This window comes from Alcanivorax sp. HI0044, assembly GCF_001634945.1.
The window spans coordinates 1-871 of sequence record NZ_LWEZ01000615.1 but is presented as its reverse complement, the minus strand read 5'-3'; the positions used below and the strand labels follow the sequence as shown (position 1 = coordinate 871).

1 protein-coding gene is annotated in these 871 nt (G+C 59.2%); it reads right to left on the bottom strand.

What is annotated here, in order from left to right:
• Window positions 1–83 precede the first annotated feature (83 nt).
• Window positions 84–871 (bottom strand): tRNA dihydrouridine synthase DusB (dusB, locus tag A3730_RS07460; RefSeq protein ID WP_063537818.1); only part of this gene is annotated, 788 nt, incomplete at its 5' end.

The window sequence follows — 871 nt, the reverse complement described above, 5'->3', positions numbered from 1 at the left end:
AGTAAGATGCGGCTGCTTTCGTGCTTCAGCGGTGTTCATTTCAGTAAGTGTCCGTGCAGCGGCTGTGTTAACTGAAGAAAGGGTCATGCGGCCAGGGCTCCGTTTTTCTTCCGGGCAGACACCTCGCCATAACGACCGAAACGAACCCGGTCGGTAGTGGCGCTGATCTGTTGGAAAAACTGCTCGATTGCCACGCATTGGTCGGTGGCATTTTCCAGTGTGTTAAACCCGCGCCGGAAGTCTTCCCCATCGGGCAGGTTCTGTGTGTACCAGCCCAAGTGCTTGCGTGCGATACGCACCCCCATGAACTCACCATAAAAATGATGCAGTTCGGACAGGTGCTGCTGCACGCAGTCATGGACTTCCGTTACTAACGGCGCTGCGGGCAGCGAGCCGTGCTCGAGGTAATACAGGGTGTCCCGGAAGATCCACGGGTTACCCTGAGCAGCGCGGCCGATCATGATACCACCGGCGCCGGTGGATTCCAGTACCCGTTTAGCTTTTTCCGGGCTATCCACGTCTCCATTAGCCATTACCGGAATATTAACCGCGTCCACCACCTGTTTGATGGTGGTGTATTCGGCCTCTCCGTTGAACTTGTCGGCGCGGGTGCGCCCGTGGATGGCGAGGGCCTGGATACCGGCGGCTTCGGCAATGCGGGCAATGGCGAGGGCATTGCGCTGATCGCGGTCGGGACCGGTACGGATTTTCAGGGTGACGGGGACGTCCACCGCATTGACCACCGCATCCAGGATGCGGCTGACCAGATCCGGGTCGGCCAGCAGGGCGGAGCCTGCGGCGCGCTTGCACACTTTTTTCGCCGGGCAGCCCATATTGATATCAATGATCTGGGCGCCGTGGTCCACGTTGG